The following is a 19,500-nucleotide window of genomic DNA, read 5'->3' on the forward strand; positions in this document are numbered from 1 at the left end:
ATTTCTTAATAATTGTACATACTACAAATACCTTGTACGAATTATCTTTAAGGAGGAAAGTTTCGTGAAAGATAAGTCCTATAAAATCCTAGCTATTTGGATTTTACAAATTTTATTCTATTTTACTACTGTACACGTGACGAAATATGAGCACGCACTCGTTTTTACGATTATATATGTCATCATAAATGTACTATTCCTATTTTTAGCTGATAAAACAGCATTTGTTTTCTTCATATTGGGAACCATTATTTCAGTATTCTATTTATTTTATGAAGCGTGGCTTCACTTATGGAGTACATCAGATCAATGGGAATATATTATTACCCACTTTCTGATGGCAGCTAACTTCTTCATTGTTTATATCTCAACCCATCTATTAAAAAAGGTTGTTCTTGAAAATAAAAAGTTAACTGAACGAGTGAAAGTGTTGGAGCAATACATTGGAGAATCAAAATTATTGACGAGACAAGAATTCGACAGAAGACAAGTATTATTAACAACTGCAATGAATCGTCGTAATGAAACGGGCATTATCATTCACTTTGATTTCGCTTCCTTTAGTAAATACACGAAGGAAAGTGTTATGAATCGTGTAGCTTCATTATTAGTTGATACGGTAAGAAATGACTTTGACCTTGCTGCTGAATACGATAGCAATACACTAGTTATTTTACTACAAAACACAAATGAAGCCGGCGCTAATATTGTAATGAACCGTCTGCAGCCAAAAATGGAGCAATGGCTTGCAGCTGAAGCAATCCAAGATATAAAAATTTCGCGAGAGCAAATTGGAAGAAAAGGACAGACATTATTATGATGATACTCGTTATACTTCTTTTATTCCTTCTGTTCTGCGTACTCGTTTTTTGGATTAGCATCACATTTTCAATTAAATATGTACTTATCTTTACTGCCTTTCTATTCTCTGGCCTACTCGTTTACTACTCTCTCTTAACACTCGCGGGCTTAATTCATCGAAATAGTAAACGAAAAGATCGTACACTATCACATTATCCTAGTGTAGATATTTTAATACCTGCCCATAATGAAGGGGTCGTTATGAAAGATACATTAGAAGCGATGGCAAAGATTGAATACCCAGGCAAACTAACTGTTTATTTATTAAACGATAACTCTCAAGATGAAACACCTGAAATTGGCGATGATTTTGACAAAGCTTATGCTCATATTCGACACATTCGTGTACCACCTGGTGAACCGAAAGGAAAATCACGTGTATTAAACTATGGTCTTAGCATTTCGGATGGTGAATATTTCTGTGTATACGATGCAGATAATCAACCTGAACCAGATGCTTTACGAATGCTCGTAGAACATGCTGAAACAATTGAAGATGCTGTTGGAGCAGTTGGACATGTTCGTACAGTAAATGAGAAAAGAAACTGGCTAACACGCATGATTTCATTAGAATTTCAGATTTTCCAGCTCCTTATGCAATCCGGGCGCTGGTTACTATTCCAAACAGGTTCATTGACAGGAACAAATATGCTTCTGCGTCGCTCTGCATTAGAAGAACTTGGCGGCTATGATCCTTATGCAATTGCCGAAGACGCTGAGTTAACATTACGAATTACACAAAAAGGCTATCTCTTACCAATCGTCCCGGAATCGATTACATGGGAACAAGAACCTGAGCATTTAAAGATTCTTATTAAACAGCGTACACGTTGGCTCCAAGGAAATCTATACATTTTAGAAAAAATGTTTTCTTCATTAAGTTTCTTTAAAGGGAAACTTCTCGTTCATTCCTTACAGCAAGTTTTAGTATATGTCGTATTTTGGCTATTCCTAATCATTTCAAACGTTTGGTTTGTAATTGGACTGCTCGGGATATTCCAAATTCAATATAGCATTCCATTACTATTTATGTGGTATGTCGCATATATTACATATGTTTCTCAATTATTTAGTGCCCAGAGCGTCGAACGAATCTTTACACCGACCAATATTTTCATAAGCGTCATTATGTACTTTACGTACGCACAGCTCTTTACGTATTTGTTTATTCGCAGTCTCATTCTTTACTTACGCGCAAAGAGCAAGAAACAAGTAATTGGCTGGGATAAAACAGTACGATTTAAAAAGGAAAAATAAAAAATAAGCACAGAGCGCCGTAAGCTCTGTGCTTATTTTTTACCGTAATACTATATATCAGACAATACCCCTTAGCTGAAAGTAATTTCACGTCCATCCCCCAACGAACGATCGACCTTCATTTATATACGAAAAAGTGATTGCTATTTTTGTAGAACCAATTGCTTTTCTTGCTTCTCTTTGCGCGTTTCAGTCTTTGGTTCCGTGCTTTCTTGGACATTGCGATGTGCCACACGTTTCAAACAAATATGCTTCCACTTTCTTTCGTAACGTTTCATTATTCTAGATGTCCCCCTTGAATGCGATTTAAAACTATTTGAAATCGCTTACATGAAATAATATAGCACATATACATAAAAGTGACAACACATTTCCGACAATTTTTTGTCACTTTTATGTATATACTTTACACAATATCGGATATTGTCGAAACATATCGATTTTCCTTTTTAAATTACCGATATCAATATTATTCCGCAACAAAGTAATGCTTTTCCTGCAATAGTATAGAACATTGAAAAAGGACTGCCGATATTCGGCAGTCCTCATGCTACTAATAATTTTTTCCTTCTATTATTTATGTTGCTTCATACGTCCTTCTTTTTGCAACTCTTTAAACAACGCTGCAATCATAAAGAAAATAACAAATACAAATGGGAAGGCCGCAATAATCGACGCAGTTTGCAGCGCCTCTAATCCACCAACATACAATAAGATTGAAGCTATCGCCGCTAAGACGATACCCCAAACCATTTTAATGCGATTTGGTGGGTTTAAGCTACCATGTGTCGTTAACATCCCTAGAACAAACGTAGCAGAATCTGCCGATGTAATAAAGAATGTTGAAATAAGTAAAATAGCTAACACGCATAAAGCCGGTCCCATACTACCCATCTGGTCTAACATAGCAAACAATCCTACTTCTGTGCCCATTTCTTTAATTTGGCCATATATATTCGCTCCGTCGAACAATTCCATGTGAATACCCGTTCCTCCGAAAACAGAGAACCAAAGCGCACCGATTACTGTTGGTACGAGTAACACACCAATAACAAACTCACGAATTGTACGCCCGCGTGACACACGAGCAATAAACGTACCTACGAATGGTGACCATGCAATCCACCATGCCCAGTAGAAAATTGTCCATGACTGAATCCACTGATTTCCGCCTTCATTTAATGGACTTAAACGGAAACTCATACTTGGCAATTCTTGAATGTATGATCCGATTGTTGAAGTGAAATAATTCATAATAAAGTTTGTTGGACCTGCAAATAATACAATTATCATAAGTGCAAACGCTAAAATAATATTCGCATTACTTAAATATTTAATTCCTTTATCGAGTCCCGTTTGTGCAGATAGCATATAAAGAACAGTTACAATTCCGATGATTACTAGCTGTGTCGGTAATGAGTTTGGAATGGATGTTAAATAACTAACACCACCCGCAATTTGCTTTGCCCCAAGTCCTAATGATGTCGCCACACCAAATACTGTCGCAAATACAGCTAGAACATCAAACATATGGGCAATACGGCCATGTTCACCGCCCTTAAATAGCGGACCCACTGTCGCACTAATTGTACTTGCTCTTCCTTTTCTAAATGTAAAATACGCAATACATAATGCTACAAGTGCATATAATCCCCACGGATGTAATCCCCAATGGAAAAATGAGAAACGAAGTGCAAGACGTGCACTCTCTTCAGTCGCACCCTCTCCAAACGGAGGTGTGTATAAATGATTCAACGGTTCTGCAACGCCCCAGAAAACCAAACCGATTCCCATGCCGGCACTAAATAACATAGCAAACCATGTCATATAACTATAATCAGGTTCATCATCATCTTTACCTAAACGAATCGAACCGTACTTAGAAACAATTAAAAAGATAGCAATTCCTAAGAAAATAGAAACGGAAATAATATAGAACCAGCCAAACTTACTAACTAGCATAGCTTGAATTGCAGTCGTTACATTTCCTAAGCTACCCTTTCCAATAATAGATTCAGGAATAATCCCCCAAATTGTAAATGCAATACATAATGTTAATGAGACAATAAATGTTTTCGTCAGTTTCCTCATCAAATCCCCCTTCGTAAGTTTCATTTCTTGTGAATAACATAAATTCCGATCTGTTAAATCGGATAAAAAACCATAGTTTTTTGTGGTGATTTTCTTTCGGCTCTCTTAGTTTTGCCTTCACCAATTAGAGTTCTTATGGACAGCCTTACCTTCCGTACAACCTTTTCACTCTGCAAGAGCTACAAGATTGGAATACTACTGTCAAATTGTGTGAGAAAAATGCGGATGGGAAGAGATTTTCCCAAAAAAGGATGTGTTACAGTTTTAAAAAAGGGCAGATTTATTCTTTACAACCCTTTCTTCTTGTAACAATTATGCGGTTTTTTGCTAGTATATAGCGCGTGTTTATAAATTCACAAACGAAATGTTTATGTTTATATAACTATATTACCCATAAAACGGTAAAATACTCAAGTATTGTAATTGTATAGTAATCACTTTGTAACACATTCGTAATACTTTTATCTCCACTGAAAAAAATATGTTGTATTAAAAATTTTGACTATAACTATAAACCTACTAAAAGTACGGAGTGAAAAACGCTTCCCTTCATTTCTCGCTATGTTACAAAGTGTTAACGACTTATTACGAATGGTTTGTAATTGTGTGTTTTCCCAAAATCCGAAAAAATCTGTTGCTATAATGAGGACACGAAAACAAACGCAATGGAGGCTATCATGAAAAAATTAATTGGAATAGCAACAGCAGCAGTTTTTGGTCTTGGGATTTTCACTTCATCTGCTAACGCAGAAACTGTTGTAACAACAGACGTACTAAACGTACGAGAAAACCCTACTACTGAATCAAAAGTTGTCGGTAAATTACAGAATGATCATAAATTAGATGTTCTAAATACAGAAAACGGATGGTCACAAATCAAATTAGATGGTAAAGACGCATTCGTAAGTACAGAGTTTACAAAAAACTCTTACTATGTAACAGCTAACGTATTAAATGTACGTGCTGAAGCGAACACAAACTCAGAAATTCTTGGAACGCTTAAGAAAGACGATATGATCGAAACAACGAACCAAGTACAAAATGAGTGGTTACAATTTGAATATAACGGAAAAACGGCTTATGTTCATGTTCCTTTCTTAACAGGTACAGCACCTGTTATTGAGAAACAAGAAACGCCTGCTCCTGCTAAAGCTGCAGCACCTGCGGCATCAAAACCAGCTGCTAAGCCTGCTGTGAAAGCTGCTGAAACTAGCGAACCATCTGGTGGTCGTGAGTTAACAGTTGTAGCTACAGCATATACAGCTCATCCGAGCGAAAACGGTGGCACATACGGCGGCCGTGTATTAACTGCAATGGGTCATGACCTAACAGCGAACCCAAACATGAAAATGATCGCTGTTGACCCGAAAGTAATCCCGTTAGGATCTAAAGTATGGGTAGAAGGTTATGGAGAAGCAATCGCTGGTGATACTGGCGGTGCAATTAAAGGTAACCGTATCGACATTCTACTTGGATCAGATAGCGCTGCTAACAAATGGGGACGCAAAACTGTTAAAGTGAAAATTTTAAAATAACCAATGACTGCTAAATTACAGCCGGTTCTCTTTATTGAGAGCTGGCTTTTATTTTTTTATAATAGCTATAAGGAGGTTATGTCCATGAATGTGCAAGCAAAAGTAGACTGGGTCGGTACACCAAAACCGTACATATATAAAGATGATGTAACATATGATGCAATCGCAATTGACTTCTCACTAACAAACGATGACAATCGCTATAAATTAATTGTGCTCTATCATGAAGAAAATACACATTACAAACTCGTACAATACGGAATAAAACCAGGCTCTCAAAAGCCATTCCCTATTGATATTCCATTCGAGCAAGAAATGCTACCGCTCATAGAACAAATATTAAATGATCCATATGTACAAGCGATATTAAAGAAAACACGCTTTTAATCGAAAAAAAGACTATCTCTATAATTGAGATAGTCTTTCTTATATTAACGAGTCGGACCAGATACTTCCTCTGATTTCAGCGTATTATTCGCGCCAAGAGAATGGTACAATATCTTTCCATTTCCATTAACAGTAACGATATGGTCATTATTAAAGCTCTTGAATTTTACAGAGCCATCACCATAACGAATATGATATTCTTCATATGTCGTTACTTTATATTTCGTCGCACTTTGACGTTCTACATTGCGAATATTCATTGTCAATAAATCTTCTGTAATTCCTTTTTTCTGTAGGTATTGTAAGTAATCACGGTCTTCCTTATACGATTTCCCGCTCTTATCATAATCATTTTCAATTAAACTAAAATCGTTTAATGCAATTGCACGCACGTTATTATAAATATGATTTTGTACAAAATCTCCAACCGCTGAACTAGAAGCTTCTTTTGGGAACTTTAAGTAATATGTACTTTGATCTCCAACTTTAATACTTTCAGATTTCATCACACCAAATTCAGCGTTTTTCTCTAAATGTACTTCTACCGTTTCATCCGTCGGTACAGGACCAAGTTTATAACTTCCGTAATTTAACTTTCCGCGTTTCTTGCCATTAACAAATACAGTTGCATCGTTTTCATCAGATGAAATGGTTACATAATTTCCTTCAAGTGATAAATTTACTTCTACTGTCCCATTCTTTTCATCTGCTAAATCCACTTCTTTTTCTGTCTCTAATTCAGCAAGTTCCGTCTTCGCCTTTGCCTTTACAACATAAGTACCCGGGAAGTATGGACCTAATTCTTTCGAAGTTTTATCACTAGAAAGCTCTGTTTCTTTTTTATCATTCACATATATTTCAGCATTCTTTGCAGTTGTGCTAACATTCATGTAATACGATTTCACGCTGAACTTATACTTCGGATATAAGAACCACTCTTTCCCGTCTTCTATAATTTTCCCATCTCGAAAAGATGCTGTATCACTTGCTGAATTTTCATCTACTTCCTCTTTTTGTAAATAGGACAATAATGCCTTATTGTACGAAGGATTATCTTTTAAATAACGTATGTATGCTTTAATATCTTCTGGCTTAACCTTTAGGCCTGGATCATCTACTTTCACAAACTCATCGATTGCACTAACATCTTTATTTTGGAATGCCTCGATCATTACATTTACTTGCTTTTCTTTTGAAAACTTATTTGCCCCAAATTGATATGCCCCAAATAATAAAGCAACAATTACGATGAAACCAATGATCAAAAATATATTTTTATTAATTTGCACTGGTCTCGTCTCTAATTGTATCTCCTCACTAGAAGCAGCCGTATCGCCCGAGATTTCTTCTAATTTACTGCGGCACTTAGGACAAAAGTTCAAATGGCCTGCAACCTGCTTCTTACAAGTTCCACAAAACTTCAATATGCTCTCCCCAAATTTTCCACTAATTTCATTCCGGCATACGCTACAATAAAACTTATGCTTTTTCTATATTACACTTGCATTCCTTTTTGTAACTGCGCAATATGTAACTTCAGCTTGCCTTATTCATTTCACTACCTAATTCCGACTATTTCTCTCCCTATAAACATTTTATATATTGCCATGATTTCCGATTATTGTAATTAGAATTTCATTTTTTCTGTTTTGAGCATTTTTTGTTTATAATGGTAAAGGAAAGAAATCTGTGTACGGAGGAATATTATGCTGCAACACTCAATTACGAAAGATGAAATTATGATGATTGCGAATGAGTTCGTTCAAGGGCTTGATCCACAGCAAGTTGCTGATCAGGAGCATGTCGCTACAGCTCGGCACCTATATCGTAGTGGTGTTGTCTATAACGTTGACTTTGATGGCTATACGCTATCCGGAACTGTAAATGCTGAAGGCAGTGTATATAGCGTTCACATCCCGATTCGTAATGTCACTGAAAGCTATTGCGATTGCTTCGCGCCAACGCAATGTGAGCATATGCTTGCTGTGTTACTATCTGCAGCTTCTAGTTTTGGGCAGGTAGGAGATGTATTAACTTTATTCAAAAATAATACAAAACCTTCTCTTCCTCCTATTCGAACTGCACGACAAGTATTGCAATCATCAGCTTTTGAAGAAATGGATTATAAAAGTTGGCAAACATACTTTGAAAATGAATATGAATCATTTAAAAAAGAACAAGCGCGGCTCACTTATAAACAAATGTATTTTCTTATGAGTCTTTTTACAGACTTCTATACAAAATTAGAACGGAAAGCTCCGCGCATCGTTGCTATTCATGAATTATTTAAGTTGCACGCGGCACTTTATTGCTTTCAAAAATTATTAGAAGAAATTCAAGAATTTGAAGCAAACAAACTATATTCTTATCACCAACCAGTTAACGTCGTTCGCCTATTCGTTGATAAAGTTGAATCTACCGTTAGGGACCTAAAAACAGAAGCGATTCCAGAAGAATCCAAACCGATTTTACAAGAAACAGCGCGGCTCATACATGAAGTATTCTTCTCTACCGATGCCTATACACAAGAGCGATTCTTCATTTATCGTCACGTATGGGGTGAACTGTTAAGAACAGAAGAGCAGCTACAAGAAGAAGAAAAACGAATCGATACTAAAATCAATCCACTTTCCAAAGCATTAGCATCTTCTCATCTGCTCTTTTTAAATAATGAAGATTTATCGGCAATGGAATTACTCAAAAAACAACCTGCTTCTGTTGTGAGCCTTTACTTCTATTGGTTAGAAGAGTTATTAAGTGCGATGCAATGGGACCGTGCTAAAAGCTGGCTTTCCTTTACTTATAAACAAGTAAAGGAAACGATAATGGAACAAGAGAATACCGTCTTCATACAAGATATCGTTCGATTATTTGTGATGATGTATGAGACATATGCAACGCATACGAATGAACAAGCGGGATTAGAAATGATTTTACAAGAACTATTACCATATAGTTTCACGAACTATGAGCAATACGTACTAGCGAAGAAACAATACCATGCTTGGACGGAACTTCAACTCTTATATGGATTCGAAGTAATCGAACTTTTGAAAGAACCATTGAAAGATATTGAAAAAGAAGCGCCCGAAGCAGCACTTCCTCTTTATCACCATGCCGCAATTGAAGCAATTGAAGAGCGAAATCGCAAGTCATATAAACGTGCCGTTCGTTACTTAAAGAAATTACGTATGCTTTATAAACGACTAAAGCGAACTGATGAATGGGATGCTTTCATTATTCATATCGCTAACTTACATTCACGTCTGCGTGCACTACAAGAGGAATTACGGAGAGGAAAATTAATCGATGATCATACAAACTGAAGTAACAATTAGGCTCCAGCACGTTAGTCAAGGTTGGTTCCTTTGGGGAGAAGATGATAGCGGTACGCTCTTACCCGTAGCAACTTGGAAAAAAAACGCATTCGCATGGCACTCTACTTCCTTCTACGGAACGTTTTTAAAAGAAGCAACATATGAGGGGAAACAAGGCGTTATGTTAACGAATGCACAGGCATTTGAATACATCGCAAATAAACCGATGAATTCATTTGCAAATATGCAAATGAACGGTCCTATTACGGCGCTTACAAAGGACGCAAGTGAATTATGGGACGCCTTCGTCAGCGGCAGCTTCACACCTGACATGAAGTATTGGTCTCAGCAGCCATCTTGGAAAGTTCAGAATACCTCAATTGAAGATAACATGTTAGCATCTCTTTTCTCTGCTGCTGTGAACGAAAGTATTTTGCAAGATGCCCGCTCAAATGACGGATGGGAAGATGCAAAGAGACTATATGAACATTACGACTTTACGAAAAGGCAATTGGAAGCAGCACTACATGAAGAAGATTGGCTTCGAAAAATTGGTTACATTGAAGATGATCTTCCATTTACAGTCGGCTTAAGACTACAAGAACCGCAAGAAGAATTTGAAATGTGGAAGCTTGAAACAATCGTTACACCAAAACGTGGTGCGCATCGCATATATGTATATGAAAGTATCGATTCCTTGCCAAAACGATGGCACGATTACGAAGAACGTATTCTTGAAACACAAGAAGGATTCAGTAAACTCGTACCGTGGCTAAAAGAGGACGACAAGTTCCGAGAAGAACTCTTTGAAACGGAAGCTTGGAACTTCTTAACCGAAGCAAGTAATGAATTACTCGCAGCAGGTATTACAATTTTACTACCATCATGGTGGCAAAATTTAAAAGCAACAAAACCGAGGTTACGCGTACAGCTGAAGCAAAGTACAGCACAAACACAGTCTTTCTTCGGCATGAATACGCTCGTTAATTTCGACTGGCGCATTTCAACGGACGGTATTGATTTATCAGAAAGCGAATTTTTCGAACTCGTTGAGCAGAACAAACGTCTTTTCAATTTAAATGGTCAATGGATGAGACTTGATCCTGCCTTTATTGAAGAAGTAAAAAAACTAATGCACCGTGCAGATAAATATGGACTAGAAATGAAAGACGTTCTACAGCAACATTTATCTAGCGCGGCGGAAACAGAAATTGTAGCAGACGATAGTCCGTTTAGCGATATTGAAATCGAACTAGATGGATATTATGAAGAGCTTTTCCAAAAACTTCTGCACATTGGAGATATTCCAAAAGTAGATGTACCATCTTCGCTACAAGCAACACTCCGCCCGTATCAACAACACGGTATTGAATGGTTGCTATACTTACGAAAGCTTGGATTTGGAGCATTATTAGCCGATGATATGGGACTCGGAAAAAGTATTCAAACGATAACTTACTTACTATACGCTAAAGAAAACAATCTCCAAACAGGTCCTGCATTAATTGTGGCACCAACATCAGTCCTTGGAAATTGGCAAAAAGAATTTGAGCGTTTCGCACCAAGTTTACGTGTTCAGTTACACTATGGAAGTAACCGAGCTAAGGATGAGTCATTTAAAGATTTTCTTCAATCAGCAGATGTTGTATTAACTTCTTATGCATTAGCTCAGCTTGATGAAGAAGAACTTAGTACGTTATGCTGGGACGCTGTTATTTTAGATGAAGCACAAAACATAAAAAACCCACATACGAAACAGTCGAAAGCAGTAAGAAACCTACAAGCAAATCACAAAATTGCTTTAACCGGTACACCGATGGAAAACCGACTTGCTGAGCTTTGGTCTATTTTCGACTTTATCAATCATGGGTATCTCGGAAGCTTAGGACAATTCCAGCGCCGCTTCGTCACACCGATCGAAAAAGACCGTGATGAAGGAAAAATCCAGCAAGTACAACGATTTATCTCGCCATTTTTACTGCGTCGTACGAAGAAAGATCAAACAGTCGCATTAAACTTACCAGATAAACAAGAACAGAAAGCTTACTGCCCACTAACTGGTGAACAAGCTTCCTTATACGAACAACTTGTTCAAGATACATTGCAAAATGTAGAAGGATTAAGCGGAATTGAAAGACGCGGATTTATATTACTTATGCTGAACAAGCTAAAACAACTTTGTAACCATCCAGCCCTTTATTTGAAAGAAGAAGAGCCACAAAACATAATCGAACGTTCTATGAAAACAAGAACGTTAATGGAACTCATTGAAAATATAAAAGACCAAAATGAAAGTTGCTTAATCTTTACTCAATACATTGGCATGGGGAACATGCTAAAAAGTGTGTTAGAAGAAACATTCGGTCAGCGTGTCCTCTTCTTAAACGGTAGTGTACCGAAGAAAGAGCGTGACAAAATGATTGAGCAGTTCCAAAACGGAACGTATGACATCTTCATCTTATCTTTAAAAGCCGGCGGAACAGGATTAAACTTAACTGCTGCCAACCATGTCATTCACTATGACCGTTGGTGGAATCCAGCTGTAGAAAACCAAGCAACAGACCGTGCATATCGTATCGGACAAAAGCGCTTCGTTCACGTTCATAAACTCATTACAACAGGAACACTAGAAGAGAAAATCGATGAAATGTTGGAGCGAAAACAATCATTAAACAACGCCGTCATTACAAGCGATAGTTGGATGACTGAACTATCAACAGACGAACTAAAAGAATTACTTGGTATATAAAGTGAAACTTTAATCAGTAGGGGGCCATCCCCCACTGATTATTAGCCCTCACCAATCTGTTTTTTTTACGGGCAGCAAGGCTCCCACAAATAGCGGGATAAACAAAAAAGGAGCAATCTCTAAATGAGATTAGCTCCTTTTTCTATGCCAAAACCAATTACTTATTATAATTCCTGTTAACCCGCCGCACGTATCAAGCAATGAATCCTGCCACATCGGTGTACGGCCTCCTGTTAACCCTTGATGAATTTCATCAAATATTGCATATCCCGCAACGAAAAGAAGTGCATATATAAAGCACCTTTTTCTCGAGTAACCAGATTTATAAAAAGCATAATACGTCAATGAGCCGAGTATAAAGAACACCGTAAAATGAGCACCTTTACGAAGGAAAAACTCGATAAAACCACCTACACCTTTATTTGCGATACTAATAGGTGTACCTCCGCCATAATCGATAGATACCCCTGAAAAATGCTCTTTCACAAACTCAACATTTGCGGATTGCTCAATATCCGAGCGCATATCCTGTTTTTTATATGGCTGTGCTGAGGAATAGAAAATAATCCCCATCCATACTAGTACAGGAATCCAAAATAACCATTTACGATTCATTCTTCCGTAAGCCCCTCTCTTGCTCTATTAAGAGTACCAAAAAAAAGAAAAAATTTCACGCCAAAACATGACATTTCCTCCCTATTTATAAAGTGAAAGGGGGTGATAAACATGGCAGTTGAAACAATCGTAATGGATTTAACTTTACGCCTTGTATTAAACGGAGGATTAGACAAAAACGGTAAAACAGTTTTAAAGAACAAACAATTCAAACGTGTAAAAACAAATGCAGATTTAGGCAAAGTGCATGAAGTAGCACGTGCTCTTGCTTCACTACAACAACCATCACTTCAAGCTGTACAACTTGTAAGCAATTCAGATCTTTCTAATCTATAAAGCGAGACTTTAATCAGTGGGGGGGCCCCCATCCCCCACTGATTATTAGCCCGTACCAATCGGGCTTTTACAGGCAGTTAATACGGGATAAATAAAAAGGAGTGAATAAAGTATGCAAGTACTTGAGTTGATTTTCGCGAAAGAAGATGAAAAAACAGTTGTTTTTTCTATCGATAATCCCATCACATCCATAAATGCACAAGTAGTAAATCAAGTAATGGATACAATTCTTTCCTCATCAGTTTCTTCATCTATTGGTGCAAACAACCGTAAAAAAGGTGCACGCCCCATAGAAAAAACGTTTCTGTTTCAAGAAAAGTATTACCAAATGAACGGATTTCTAAGTGTCTTAGATTAGTGAATAATAAAACCAACGTTCAGGTTTGGGAACATCAAAAAACTAAAAAGGCTTTTTATAACGGCCTATTGGTTTGTGGAATTGTTTGGAATTGTCCGGTTCGCGCAGCGAAAATTAGTGAGAAACGACGTAAGGAGTTACAGCAAGCTTTTAATATACATAAAAGTGAAGGTGGTTATATTGCTTTATTAACCCTCACATTTAGTCATAATACAGCTGATAGATTAAAAGAAATGTTAGAAAAATTCGGAAATGCTACGCGAAAATTTATGAGTGGAGGAGCTTATAACAATATTAGAGGTGAGTTAGGTTTGATTGGTAGGCTTCGAGTTTTCGAGGTTACATACGGTCAGAATGGATTCCATCCACACGTACATATTGCGTTGTTCTACACGAATGACGTTGAATTGAAAAGTATAGAAAAAAAGATGTATTTTTTGTGGGAAAAGGCTTGTAAAAAGTCCGAATTAATTACGAGTTTTAAATATGGTTTGGATTTGCAAGATGGAGACGAAGCTCAAAATTATTTGAGTAAACACGGTACTTGGGGTCTGGATCAAGAACTGAGTAAATCGCATATTAAAAAAGATACAAATGATTTAATGACACCCATTCGATTTTCTATAGAGATATCCTGAGGAAGATGATAAGAAGTATTTAAATCTGTTCCTAGAATATGCTGAGTGTTTCAAAGATAAACTTCACTTGCAACGGTCACAAGGTTTGAAAAAGCGATTTATATTAGAAGATAAAACAGATGAGCAAGTTGCAAAGGAAAAGATCGAAGAAGCAGATTTGTTAGGATTATTAAGTTACGATGTTTGGAAGAAAATTTTAAAATATGAAAATTGTTCTTACTTCTTAGATTTATGTGCGAAATATGATTTTGAAAAAGCAGTGAGTATTGTGTCTGAGTATAAATTTGATAAAAATAAAAAAGACAAGTCCCTCTCAAGAACTTGACTTTAAAAAATAATTAGCGAAAAAAAATATAACTATATTCAATCCTTTTGGTGCGACCAACACCGAGAGGATTTTTTGATTTTTTTGACGGAATTATTGTACCATAAGTTTAGTTTTTTGTTCAATTCAATGTAGTTATAGTTTTGTTTTATCATAAGGTTTTAATTTTTGTCCACAGTTTAGCGAAGTATTAGCTTAGTCTCATGAAGCATCAGCTTAGTCTCATGAAGTATCAGCTTAGTCTCATGAAGCATCAGCTTAGTCTCATGAAGCATCAGCTTAGTCTCATGAAGCATCAGCTTAGTCTCATGAAGCATCAGCTTAGTCTCATGAAGCATCAGCTTAGTCTCATGAAGCATCAGCTTAGTCTCATGAAGCATCAGCTTTCTCATTAAGCATCAGCTTAGTCTCATGAAGCATCAGCTTAGTCTCATGAAGCATCAGCTTTCTCATTAAGCATCAGCTTAGTCTCATGAAGTATCAGCTTAGTCTAGCAAAAGCGTAGTTTCGTTTGACGATAGGTCAAATTGTTTTGAGGAAGGGATAGCCCACGTTCTTCCATCATTTCAACTAAATCACGAAAACTGATGCTATACCGTAGGTACCATCTCACGGTTAATAAAATAATATCCGGTTGAGAATGTTTCCACTTGAATAGATTTTTCTCTTCCATACCAATCACATCCTTTTTTAGAGTACTAGTATCAGTATGTCCAAGTTTAGCAGGTCATTGACAAGCGTTTTGGAGTGTTTGCATCAGAACCAAAAAAACTTTATCTGAAGTTCACATTACTCCGTAAATCAAAAAGACGAATCTGCATCATTTTGCAGATTCGTCTTTTTTCTTCGGCATTTCAATCGGGATAAAGATCTTTGAAAAACCAACGCAAACATATTTATAATTCTCTCCGCCTAAATCAAACTCGGTCGTATAGGTTGAGAAGAAAATATAATCATTTCGCTTTGTATAATGATCGATTAATAATCCAACTTGTGGCTCAACATACTTATTTGCCAGTTTTTTACCCGCCGATGCTAAGTCGCCAAGTAAACCCTCTTTATTTTCTTTCTCAACCTCGTCTAGCTTCTTACTCACATCATTACGCTTCATAAATTGTTTTGCTGCCCAATCTGCATATTCTCCCTTACTCGGATTACTGTTTGCTAAATAAACTAAGAGAACAACCGCTAGAGCCATAATAATATACTTTTTCTTCATGATATATCACCGCCTACTCTTTTCTCTTTTCATATATATGTACAAGCGCTGCAAATTAGAAAGACTATCATCTATTGATTGTAAACGAACAATAAAAATTTACAATACGCAACAGAAGATTAATAGAGACTTCTCACAATTCGCATATAGTTATATTGGGAATAAAAATTATATACGGGAGGATTTAAATTTATGGATAATGAAAATGATATTTTTATTTCTAGTTCTACAATGATGATCGAAATTTATAAGTACCCTTATTACCGCACAAAAATCATCAACAGTAGTGGAAGCCACCTACACTCATGCCAAACAGCTCTCCAACTCATAAAGAAATCCTGTCTAACACATGTTCATTCTACTTATCAAGGTAGACGTGCTGCAGTCCAAGCAAAATTTAATTTCAAACAAAATGTGCCAATTCCAATTAATCATAGAGAATATATTTGTACTTTTCCAACAGAATCTCCTTCGTCCCCAAACTGTATATGGTTGTTCTACAACCGTATACAGGATATAGAAATTTTCAAAAAAACTAAACAAGCTAAAATTTATTTTTCAAACGGAGCTACCGTAACGATACAAATCAGTTCCCATAAGTTAAGTCAGCAATTATGGAAAGTCGGATATGTATTATCCCGAATGAACATGCAAGATTCACTACACTTAAAAAACTTTATGCCACATTTACTACCTTAAAATGAATAGAATGGAAGGTAATATTTTTCATGCCTTCCATTCTACTTATTATTTTTATCCCTTTATACTATCTCGCATTTTCTCAAGCGCCTGTCGATATAACCATCTCGTTTGATAGTACGTCATCCCCATTTCATAGGCTATCTCTCCCATCTTTTTCCCTACAAAGAATCGCTCTGAAATAATGTGCCTCTCTCTCATTTAACACACTTATAAAATCTTGTGCTCTTGTTCCCACATCTTCAAATTCAAATCGTTCATCATACTCTCTAACACACACATACCTTTCATAAGCATGCCAAAGACCTATTAAACCACATTGATAATATTCTTCATGATCTTGATAAATATTTAATCTCTTTATTTGATTTATAATCATACCTTCATACAAAACAACCGTATCTGCAAAAGTCACTGGCTTCACACAATACCCATTTCTAAAAGGTATACCTCTCTATTATTCCGCAGTACCTCTACAATATAAGAAGAGAAAAGAATTTTCATTGTAGTTAATTTCAAATGCTGTTGCTGGAATTTGAAATAGGGGTAAAAATAAAAAGGTGACTCTCAGAAGAGTCACCTTTTCAAAATAATATGTTATGCACCAAAATCAGAGAACATGCCGCCTAACATACTAAACCCAATTGTAAGGATAAAGAATATAGAAATTAAAATTATTGCTTGTTTTTTACTTAAACCAGCAACGATATGCAAGCCTAAGCCAGTTAAAATTAAGCTCCAAATGTTAAAGACTTCAAATGCGGAACCAATGCCATATGCAATTGTTCCTTGTTCAAATAAAGGCCCTAAACTTGTATATTTATCAGCACCATTCCCACCAAGAATATATCCTAAAGCTACATTAAGAAGACTACCAACATAAAAGACAACATTGGCATATATATAAATAGATAATATCTTCATATATGGAGTATCATTGCTCATAAACATCATAATAACTTTATAAAATCCTGCTACCACAAAAAGACCAACAGCTGTTCCAACTAGACCTCCAATAGCTCCAAATCCAAGTGTAGTCCACTTCATTATCCCCGTCGCATCATCCTTAACCAGCTTCGCTAGCTCCGGAGTATTAAGTAACCCTAAATAAGCTACCGCTGCTGATAAGATTGTCCCCATTAAAAGAAATAAGAAAAATCCTCCCCAGACTGGGCTTTTCGTCTTCATTCTCTCAAACTGTAAGCCTGGAGAAGTAACCATTCCAAATAATGACGGCTTCTTCGCACCTTCATCTTGCGTATTAATATTCATTTCCATTATAACGCCTCCTTCTATTTATATCCCGTTCTAACGGGCGGTTCACTTCCTCACATAGAGGCTACGAACCGCCCACTAGAACGGTAATGTGTAGTAGAGAGTCCCTCTCTACTACAACTTATTCATAACGTAGTGCTTCAATCGGATCTAACTTCGCAGCTTTGTTTGCTGGAATTAATCCGAAAATAATACCTAGTGTCATAGAGAACAGTACGCCTCCAACAACAACTTCCCATGAAACGAGCGGTGGCCATTTTGCGAATGTAGAAACGATATATGCCCCACCATATCCAAGACCAATTCCGATTAAACCACCTAGAAGCGTTAACATAACGGCTTCAATTAAAAACTGTAATAAAATTTTACTACGCGTTGCTCCAAGTGCTTTACGTATCCCAATTTCACGCGTACGCTCCGTTACAGATACGAGCATGATGTTCATAACTCCAATACCACCAACGACTAATGAAATACCAGCGATACCGCCGATGATCATCGTCATGATATTAGTAACTTTAGAAACATTTTCTTGGAATTCTTTTAAATTCACCAGTTCATATTTACCTGGAATTTCACTTGGCTTACGACTATTTAATACATCAACAGCTTGTTTCCCAGCGGATTCTAAATCGTCTACATTTTTAGCTTGAATTGCGATATTTTGAATATCATCTGTTCCGTATAAAACAGGCCATAACGTAAGGGGGATTAACGCTTCTTCCATTTCAAATCCCATAAACTCATTATCAGATCTATACACACCAATAATTTGCATTGGCTGCCCCTTCATCTCAATAATTTGTCCAACTGGGTTTACGTCCTTAAATAAAGTCTCTTCTGTTTTTGTACTAATCATCACAACGTTATTTGCATGAGAAATATCTGATTCATTTAAAGTACGTCCCTTTACAACCTTTACTTTATTAACTGCAAAATATTCATTATCAAGACCAATAACATTCAGATTTGCTTTTTTATCATTTACATCAAGCACCTCTGAATTCTGGTTTGTCGTAATAACGTGTGAAACATCTTTCACTTGTTTTACTTCCAAAATATCCTCTTCAGTTAACTTTGGTATTTCAAATCCACCCATAGCAAACTCATCATTAATATCTGGTTTAAATTGAATTGGCATAAGGTTATTACCGCCAGAACCTGCGAATTTCGACTTCAACATCGCTTCCCCGCCTTGCCCAATGGCAACGACAGTAATAATAGAACCTACACCAATGATAATACCGAGCATCGTAAGAGCAGATCGCAATTTATGAGCTAAAATAGAAGATAAGGCAATTTTTATACTATCTAGTAAACTCATACTGCACACCTTCTATCTTCTGTAACTTTCCCGTCTCGCAGTACAATACGGCGGGAAGAATAAGCCGCAACCTCTTCTTCATGCGTAACCATAACAATCGTCGTACCTTCTGCATTGAGCTTCGTGAAAATGTCCATAACTTGCTTACCAGACTTCGTATCAAGCGCACCTGTCGGCTCATCGGCCATAATGAACGTTGGATTATTCGCAATCGACCTCGCAATAGCGACACGCTGCTTCTGTCCACCTGATAACTCATTCGGCAAATGATGAACTCTGTCGGATAAACCAACTTTACCAAGTGCTTCCAAAGCCCTTTGACGACGCTCTGCTTTCTTCACGCCACCGTATACGAGCGGAAGTTCAACATTTTCTACTGCTGAAAGACGCGGCAGCAAATTAAAATGCTGGAACACAAAACCGATATATTCATTACGAATTAAAGCAAGCTTTGACTCGTCTGCTGTTAAGATATTCACATCATTCAGCATATATTCGCCTTCTGTTGGACGAT

19 protein-coding genes and 2 pseudogenes are annotated in these 19,500 nt (G+C 36.8%); 11 read left to right on the plus strand and 10 right to left on the minus strand.

Annotated features, from left to right (window positions below):
* The first annotated feature begins 64 nt into the window (after positions 1-64).
* Entirely contained in the window at positions 65-820 is a 756-nt protein-coding gene (locus CQZ94_RS12695; RefSeq protein ID WP_105585662.1) for a diguanylate cyclase, read from the plus strand.
* Positions 817-2,118 carry a glycosyltransferase family 2 protein gene (locus tag CQZ94_RS12700; RefSeq protein WP_105585663.1) on the plus strand — a complete coding sequence of 434 codons (1,302 nt, stop codon included), beginning with the start codon at positions 817-819 and terminating at the stop codon, positions 2,116-2,118. Before CQZ94_RS12695 ends, CQZ94_RS12700 begins: the two co-directional genes overlap by 4 nt.
* Before the next feature lie 143 nt (positions 2,119-2,261).
* Here CQZ94_RS12700 and CQZ94_RS31715 read toward each other — a convergent pair whose 3' ends face one another.
* Together CQZ94_RS31715 and opuD are read right to left on the minus strand one after the other, a co-directional pair.
* A complete protein-coding gene (locus tag CQZ94_RS31715; RefSeq protein WP_105585664.1) occupies positions 2,262-2,396 on the minus strand; it encodes a hypothetical protein in 135 nt (44 codons plus the stop codon).
* A 295-nt stretch (positions 2,397-2,691) separates the two neighbouring features.
* Positions 2,692-4,209 (minus strand): glycine betaine transporter OpuD, encoded by a 1,518-nt coding sequence (opuD, locus tag CQZ94_RS12710; RefSeq protein ID WP_105585665.1) that lies wholly within the window; start codon positions 4,207-4,209, stop codon positions 2,692-2,694.
* 677 nt (positions 4,210-4,886) lie between these two features.
* On the opposite strand from opuD, the gene CQZ94_RS12720 reads away from it, so the two are divergent.
* Positions 4,887-5,744, plus strand: coding sequence for a cell wall-binding protein EntA (locus CQZ94_RS12720; protein ID WP_142395823.1), 858 nt, complete (start codon positions 4,887-4,889; stop codon positions 5,742-5,744).
* Positions 5,745-5,828: 84 nt separating this feature from the next.
* On the plus strand, positions 5,829-6,131 hold the full coding sequence (locus tag CQZ94_RS12725; protein WP_105585667.1) for a DUF3910 family protein: 303 nt from the start codon (positions 5,829-5,831) through the stop codon (positions 6,129-6,131).
* A gap of 44 nt (positions 6,132-6,175) precedes the next feature.
* On the opposite strand, the gene CQZ94_RS12730 is transcribed toward CQZ94_RS12725, so the two are convergent.
* Positions 6,176-7,555, minus strand: coding sequence for a zinc ribbon domain-containing protein (locus tag CQZ94_RS12730; protein ID WP_105585668.1), 1,380 nt, complete (start codon positions 7,553-7,555; stop codon positions 6,176-6,178).
* A gap of 282 nt (positions 7,556-7,837) precedes the next feature.
* Here CQZ94_RS12730 and CQZ94_RS12735 point away from each other — a divergent pair, with 282 nt between their 5' ends.
* Positions 7,838-9,457, plus strand: a complete 1,620-nt coding sequence (locus CQZ94_RS12735; RefSeq protein ID WP_105585669.1) for an SWIM zinc finger family protein — start codon at positions 7,838-7,840, stop codon at positions 9,455-9,457.
* Entirely contained in the window at positions 9,441-12,197 is a 2,757-nt protein-coding gene (locus CQZ94_RS12740) for a DEAD/DEAH box helicase (protein WP_105585670.1), read from the plus strand. Before CQZ94_RS12735 ends, CQZ94_RS12740 begins: the two co-directional genes overlap by 17 nt.
* A 129-nt stretch (positions 12,198-12,326) precedes the next feature.
* Here the strand turns inward: CQZ94_RS12740 and CQZ94_RS12745 are convergent, their stop codons facing one another.
* On the minus strand, positions 12,327-12,812 hold the full coding sequence (locus tag CQZ94_RS12745; RefSeq protein ID WP_105585671.1) for a VanZ family protein: 486 nt from the start codon (positions 12,810-12,812) through the stop codon (positions 12,327-12,329).
* Positions 12,813-12,923: 111 nt separating this feature from the next.
* On the opposite strand from CQZ94_RS12745, the gene CQZ94_RS12750 reads away from it, so the two are divergent.
* The 4 genes from CQZ94_RS12750 (at position 12,924) to CQZ94_RS12770 (ending at position 14,469) form a co-directional block, all read left to right on the plus strand.
* Positions 12,924-13,148, plus strand: a complete 225-nt coding sequence (locus CQZ94_RS12750; RefSeq protein WP_105585672.1) for a DUF1659 domain-containing protein — start codon at positions 12,924-12,926, stop codon at positions 13,146-13,148.
* Between the two features lie 112 nt (positions 13,149-13,260).
* The gene (locus CQZ94_RS12755; RefSeq protein WP_105585673.1) at positions 13,261-13,506 is read left to right on the plus strand and encodes a DUF2922 domain-containing protein; all 246 of its coding nucleotides are present in this window, start codon (positions 13,261-13,263) and stop codon (positions 13,504-13,506) included.
* Positions 13,506-14,144: a protein rep gene (locus CQZ94_RS31720; RefSeq protein ID WP_242234544.1), complete on the plus strand. Its 639-nt coding sequence runs from the start codon at positions 13,506-13,508 to the stop codon at positions 14,142-14,144. Before CQZ94_RS12755 ends, CQZ94_RS31720 begins: the two co-directional genes overlap by 1 nt.
* Positions 14,145-14,211: 67 nt before the next feature.
* A complete protein-coding gene (locus CQZ94_RS12770; RefSeq protein ID WP_258166017.1) occupies positions 14,212-14,469 on the plus strand; it encodes a Rolling circle replication protein, Rep63 protein in 258 nt (85 codons plus the stop codon).
* A 523-nt stretch (positions 14,470-14,992) separates the two neighbouring features.
* Here CQZ94_RS12770 and CQZ94_RS12780 read toward each other — a convergent pair.
* Both CQZ94_RS12780 and CQZ94_RS12785 read right to left on the minus strand, forming a co-directional pair.
* Positions 14,993-15,142: pseudogene (locus CQZ94_RS12780) on the minus strand (IS6 family transposase); the annotation flags it as partial.
* 147 nt (positions 15,143-15,289) lie between these two features.
* On the minus strand, positions 15,290-15,688 hold the full coding sequence (locus CQZ94_RS12785) for a DUF4359 domain-containing protein (protein ID WP_105585676.1): 399 nt from the start codon (positions 15,686-15,688) through the stop codon (positions 15,290-15,292).
* Positions 15,689-15,880: 192 nt separating this feature from the next.
* Here CQZ94_RS12785 and CQZ94_RS12790 point away from each other — a divergent pair, with 192 nt between their 5' ends.
* Positions 15,881-16,387 carry a competence protein ComK gene (locus tag CQZ94_RS12790; RefSeq protein ID WP_105585677.1) on the plus strand — a complete coding sequence of 169 codons (507 nt, stop codon included), beginning with the start codon at positions 15,881-15,883 and terminating at the stop codon, positions 16,385-16,387.
* 54 nt (positions 16,388-16,441) lie between these two features.
* On the opposite strand, the pseudogene CQZ94_RS12795 reads toward CQZ94_RS12790, so the two are convergent.
* The 4 genes and pseudogenes from CQZ94_RS12795 to CQZ94_RS12810 all read right to left on the minus strand — a co-directional run.
* Positions 16,442-16,811, minus strand: a pseudogene (locus tag CQZ94_RS12795) (sigma factor-like helix-turn-helix DNA-binding protein).
* 173 nt (positions 16,812-16,984) lie between these two features.
* A complete protein-coding gene (gene yknW / locus CQZ94_RS12800) occupies positions 16,985-17,665 on the minus strand; it encodes a YknW family membrane protein (protein WP_105585678.1) in 681 nt (226 codons plus the stop codon).
* Positions 17,666-17,783: 118 nt separating this feature from the next.
* Positions 17,784-18,986 (minus strand): ABC transporter permease, encoded by a 1,203-nt coding sequence (locus CQZ94_RS12805; RefSeq protein ID WP_000054366.1) that lies wholly within the window; start codon positions 18,984-18,986, stop codon positions 17,784-17,786.
* Positions 18,983-19,500: ABC transporter ATP-binding protein (locus CQZ94_RS12810; RefSeq protein ID WP_105585679.1), on the minus strand; the 518-nt coding region annotated here is incomplete at its 5' end. The genes CQZ94_RS12810 and CQZ94_RS12805, both read right to left, overlap by 4 nt.

It is taken from the genome of Bacillus sp. MYb209, assembly GCF_002975175.1.
In the GTDB taxonomy this organism is placed as follows: Bacteria; Bacillota; Bacilli; order Bacillales; family Bacillaceae_G; genus Bacillus_A.

Coding starts and splice junctions, on each gene's coding strand:
- CQZ94_RS31715 (WP_105585664.1), bottom strand. CDS start 2,396: ATGAAACGTTACGAAAGAAAGTGGAAGCATATTTGTTTGAAACGTGTG.
- CQZ94_RS12805 (WP_000054366.1), bottom strand. CDS start 18,986: ATGAGTTTACTAGATAGTATAAAAATTGCCTTATCTTCTATTTTAGCT.
- CQZ94_RS12755 (WP_105585673.1), top strand. CDS start 13,261: ATGCAAGTACTTGAGTTGATTTTCGCGAAAGAAGATGAAAAAACAGTT.
- CQZ94_RS12720 (WP_142395823.1), top strand. CDS start 4,887: ATGAAAAAATTAATTGGAATAGCAACAGCAGCAGTTTTTGGTCTTGGG.
- CQZ94_RS12735 (WP_105585669.1), top strand. CDS start 7,838: ATGCTGCAACACTCAATTACGAAAGATGAAATTATGATGATTGCGAAT.
- CQZ94_RS12725 (WP_105585667.1), top strand. CDS start 5,829: ATGAATGTGCAAGCAAAAGTAGACTGGGTCGGTACACCAAAACCGTAC.
- CQZ94_RS12750 (WP_105585672.1), top strand. CDS start 12,924: ATGGCAGTTGAAACAATCGTAATGGATTTAACTTTACGCCTTGTATTA.
- CQZ94_RS12790 (WP_105585677.1), top strand. CDS start 15,881: ATGGATAATGAAAATGATATTTTTATTTCTAGTTCTACAATGATGATC.
- CQZ94_RS12700 (WP_105585663.1), top strand. CDS start 817: ATGATGATACTCGTTATACTTCTTTTATTCCTTCTGTTCTGCGTACTC.
- CQZ94_RS12745 (WP_105585671.1), bottom strand. CDS start 12,812: ATGAATCGTAAATGGTTATTTTGGATTCCTGTACTAGTATGGATGGGG.
- CQZ94_RS12740 (WP_105585670.1), top strand. CDS start 9,441: ATGATCATACAAACTGAAGTAACAATTAGGCTCCAGCACGTTAGTCAA.
- yknW (WP_105585678.1), bottom strand. CDS start 17,665: ATGGAAATGAATATTAATACGCAAGATGAAGGTGCGAAGAAGCCGTCA.
- opuD (WP_105585665.1), bottom strand. CDS start 4,209: ATGAGGAAACTGACGAAAACATTTATTGTCTCATTAACATTATGTATT.
- CQZ94_RS12785 (WP_105585676.1), bottom strand. CDS start 15,688: ATGAAGAAAAAGTATATTATTATGGCTCTAGCGGTTGTTCTCTTAGTT.